This is a genomic window from Floccifex sp. (assembly GCF_051873495.1).
Lineage (GTDB): Bacteria > Bacillota_I > Bacilli_A > Erysipelotrichales > Erysipelotrichaceae > Floccifex.
In genome coordinates this window covers 1-4,206 of record NZ_JBJEEX010000142.1, presented here as the reverse complement: position 1 = coordinate 4,206, position 4,206 = coordinate 1, and the positions used below count along the sequence as shown (strand labels likewise).

At 33.6% G+C, this 4,206-nt stretch carries 3 protein-coding genes; all 3 read right to left on the bottom strand.

The features are described 5' to 3' along the window. Positions 1 to 1,060 (bottom strand): DUF7601 domain-containing protein (locus ACI313_RS09465; protein WP_439755868.1); only part of this gene is annotated, 1,060 nt, incomplete at its 3' end. A gap of 25 nt (positions 1,061 to 1,085) precedes the next feature. Next, positions 1,086 to 1,592, bottom strand: a complete 507-nt coding sequence (gene lepB, locus ACI313_RS09460) for a signal peptidase I (protein ID WP_439755867.1) — start codon at positions 1,590 to 1,592, stop codon at positions 1,086 to 1,088. A gap of 144 nt (positions 1,593 to 1,736) precedes the next feature. After that, positions 1,737 to 4,034, bottom strand: a complete 2,298-nt coding sequence (locus ACI313_RS09455) for a DUF7604 domain-containing protein (RefSeq protein ID WP_439755866.1) — start codon at positions 4,032 to 4,034, stop codon at positions 1,737 to 1,739. Positions 4,035 to 4,206: the final 172 nt, after the last annotated feature.

The following is a 4,206-nucleotide window of genomic DNA, read 5'->3' as shown; positions in this document are numbered from 1 at the left end:
CACCTGATGCTCCTAACAATACAATGTATGGTGCATTGTTTGTGATGATACCAGTATCAATTTTACCTTCTTTATTGTTTGTGAATTGAACTTTATCATTTTTATTATCATCATATACAATGTCTGTTACTGCATCTGTTTTACTAGCTGTACCTTGGTTTTGGCTTCCATTAATTGATTGTTCATAAGTAGAAGTATATCCATCATCTCCAGCAACAGTTTCTGTTACATAGTATGTTGTACCTACAGGAATTTGATTAAACACAATGGCTTCTCCGTCCGCTAAACTAACATCCGTTCCGTTTTCATCATATGTGAATGTAATCTTTTGATCTGTTGCTTGTCCGTCTTTATACACTGTACCTGTAATATCTTGTTCTGGGGCGTAATCGGCCTGAACAAATTTGATATTGAATGCAAACGATTTAGTCTTATCACCATATTTACCTGTTACTGTTTTTCCTACTTCAAATGTTGCATTTTCAGTATATTGGTTTGTGAAATTAATCGCAGTTAATTTATCCTTTTCAGGTAATGAAGTATTACCTTTTTTTGCTTTAATTTGAGTAATTCCAACTGTACCATCATCTTCTACAGTGACATATACGTAGTAAGTAGTATCATCATATGTCCAATTAGCATCTGTTCCTGTATTTTCTTGAACTGTATAAATATAAACACCTGGAATTGTGTTAGTATTCTTTTTAAAAGTTAAAGTTCCATTTCCAGATTTCGATTGATTTGTACCATTAACATCATAATTAATGTCAATATCAGTTATCGAATGTGAAGGAAATACAGAGTCCAATTTTTCACCATTAGTATCTTTTTTATAAAATTCTTCATCTGTGCTACCATCAGAATTTTTGTATGTATAGTAACTATATGGTGTTACTGTAAAACTAAATTTTCCTTCAACCGTATTAAATCCATCTGCAAATTCTGCTGTTTTTGTAACATCAATTGATTTTGTATCTTCTGCCGCAAACACTGGACTAACAGCTGTAGCTAGAGCTAATGCACCGGCTAATACTACGGGTTTAATATTTTTTCTAAACATAATTTGTTTCCTCTTTTCTTATTTTTTAAAGGTTTCGTCTTCTGCATACCAGAAGTACCGATCCTTTTATATCGGACTTTTTGACAGGTCCGAATACACGACTATCCTGGCTGTTTTCTCGATTATCTGCTAACAGGAATACTTCTCCTTCTTTTAGTTTTACTGGAAATGTTATTCCTTCTTTATATGGATAGGTTTCTTTATAGACGTGGCTTTCCTGTTGAACGAAGCCATTCACTAACAACTGTCCATCTTCGTTGATATCCACTGTATCACCTTCAACAGCGACGACTCTTCTAACAATTGTTCTATCTTTATACTCTATTACGACCGTATCTCCCATTATGTATTTTGAATTCATCTTGTAATAGGCTACAAGATCTCCTTCACAGAATGCTGGAGACATAGAGTCATCTGGATTTGCCATGAATCCAAAGCAGAATCCAAACAATACAATGAATATCACCGTAAGCATCCCGAGTTTTAACAGCAGGTCTTTGATGTCTTGTTTCAAAGCTTGACTTTGATTCATTAAATTAATACCTTTCAATAAATTGTTTGAATATCCAAACAACATTGATAAAATTGATATGAAATTATTAAACAAGTACCAATTGTTTAATAGTTTTCATTTTATGTAGAGTAAGTTTTGTATCTTTCAAAATTCTAACTTACTCTACATTTTTAATTGTCTTTTCTTTCTAAGAACTAAATAGATTGCACCTAATTCAGCTACAATGATTCCAATCATTCCTAATGAAGAATGGTCATCTTCATTGATACCAGTTAACGGAACAGCTTGTTTATCGTTAGTAAATAAAATTGATGTATCATTTACTAAACTTCCTGTTGTTTCTTTTCCAGAAGTAGCGTTTCCATCACCAACTTTAACTGTAGTTGTATAGCCTTCAGAATTACCCATTTCTTCAACCACTTTATAAGTAGAATTGTATTGAATATTTTTAAGAGTAATTGATTCATCATCGCTTAACTCAACTGTTACATAACCATCTTCATTAAAAGTTAAAGTTTGTGTTTCATCACCTTTTGTTGCTTCTATGGTTCCACTATATTTAGTTTCGCCTGGTTTTGTTAGATATACCTGGAAACTAAAGTCACGTTTCTTGTCTCCAAATAAACCAGTAACATCTTTTGAAATAGTTAGGTTTCTAAAAATCTTAGTTTCATCGACTTGTACAACCGGTTTTTGATAAGCGACTTTTCCAGTTTCTCCTTTGTATGTGTAACTTACAAAAGTATTCGCATTGTCATTTGAATAGAAACCAGGTTTTCCACTACTTGTAGTATTACCGGCTAAATCAGTGTTCGCATCACCAACAATATTTCCATAACCATTTTGTTCAGCATACTTATCGTAGGCAGATTGATTTACTTTCACATCAAATTGAATTGAATACGTTTCGTTTTCTTTTAGTGGGTTTGCTTCCGTACCAAAAGTAGCAGTAATTGTCTTTCCATTTACAGACACGCTTGAATCAGGTACTGCATTACCATTACTATCAACAACAGTAATTTTCTGATCAGGTATCAAATCAACATAACCGCTCAAAGTATCTTGAATTGTTACATTGGTCATTTTGATTTCTGTGATTTGTGCTGCAATTGTATTAAATACATTTGTTAATTCCGTTAAATTTGCAGGAGAATATGATCCTTTATTTGCATCGGGTAAATATTTCATGGCAGCAATCATTTCAGTTGTTAAACTTGAATCGGCTCCTGAACCAAAGGCAATTGTGTAAAAACCGTTTAATCCAGTAATACTTGCTGCGGCATTAACTGCACTTGATTTGGCAGTGTCGTTGTTCCCGTTTCCAGATCCCTTTGTATATCCATTAGTATCGTAATAGTATCCAGCAAAACCATCTGTTAAGAAAATCACGTATTTTTGTGCATTTGATCTAAACGATTTTGCCACTCCGCCTGTTTTCGTTGCTTCATAAAAACCTGCTTGAGGATTGGTTCCACCATTTGCCAATATTCCTAAGATTGCCGATTCAAAATCGGATTGACTTGACGTCCATCCTGAAACAGTTTCTGCATCATCGTAAGCAACAGTGTCTGAATTTCCACCTTTTTTTGTTTTTATTTGTCCAGAATATGCCACTGCTGCCATACGAACATCTAACTTGTCCTTATTATTTACAAATAATATATCAGCTAAACCATCACCTGCATCTGTACTTGATGTCGAATAACGACCTGTAACTACCTTTTTCAAATTATCCATTTTTGTATATGATTGTGTACTTTTTGTATAAAAAGAGTCATCAGACGTTAATTCAATATATCGATAATCCCAAACATATAAGTTACCATTGTATCCTCTACTAACTTCATATTCATTCCCATCGATTTCAACATATATCGTTTTTGAATAGAACTCCCAATTAGACATGTTAACAATCGTGTTATAATCTATAGGCGTTTTAATTGTTTCACTTGAATCAGCATTATTCATACTTCCAGATTTATCAATAATCAATAAGACATCTACTGGTTGTTTCGTAGTTTCTGATTCATATTTACCTGTTACATCAAGTTTTAAAGTATATTCATCATTACCGTTGTATTTAATCTTTTTGTTATGTGATGGAACAAAAGTAGGTGTCGAATCATCTAATGTCACTGCATCTAAAGTAAGTGGAACTCCTTCAGTTGTTTCTTCTTGGTTTTCATCTAATTTAGGACTACTTTCTGTTTCTTCTTCCACTGGATCACTTGTCTCTGTTTCTTCTGTGATTGGTTGTTCATTGGTGCTTTCTTCAGGTACTGGATCTTCTTCTACAGGTTCTTGTTCTGTAGCAGTTTCCGGTTCTGTTGGTGTTGTTTCTTCTTGTACTTGTTCTACTGTTTCTTCTTCGGCTTTGATAAAAGAGCTAGCTTGTACAAGTCCTAGACACATAGTTGCTGCAATGAAACATGGAATAAAACATTTCAATATCTTTTTCATTTTTCTTTTCCTCCTTTCGTTCATACTAAAAAATCACTTTAGTATTACACCTTAAATTTTACCCCCCCCCCCGTATACACTTGTCAATGAAGCTTGGACTGCTATTTCTTCCATTAATAGGGTAACCAAAATCTTTTGGGGGCAAATTTTTTAGGGACGAATTTTGGGGTTT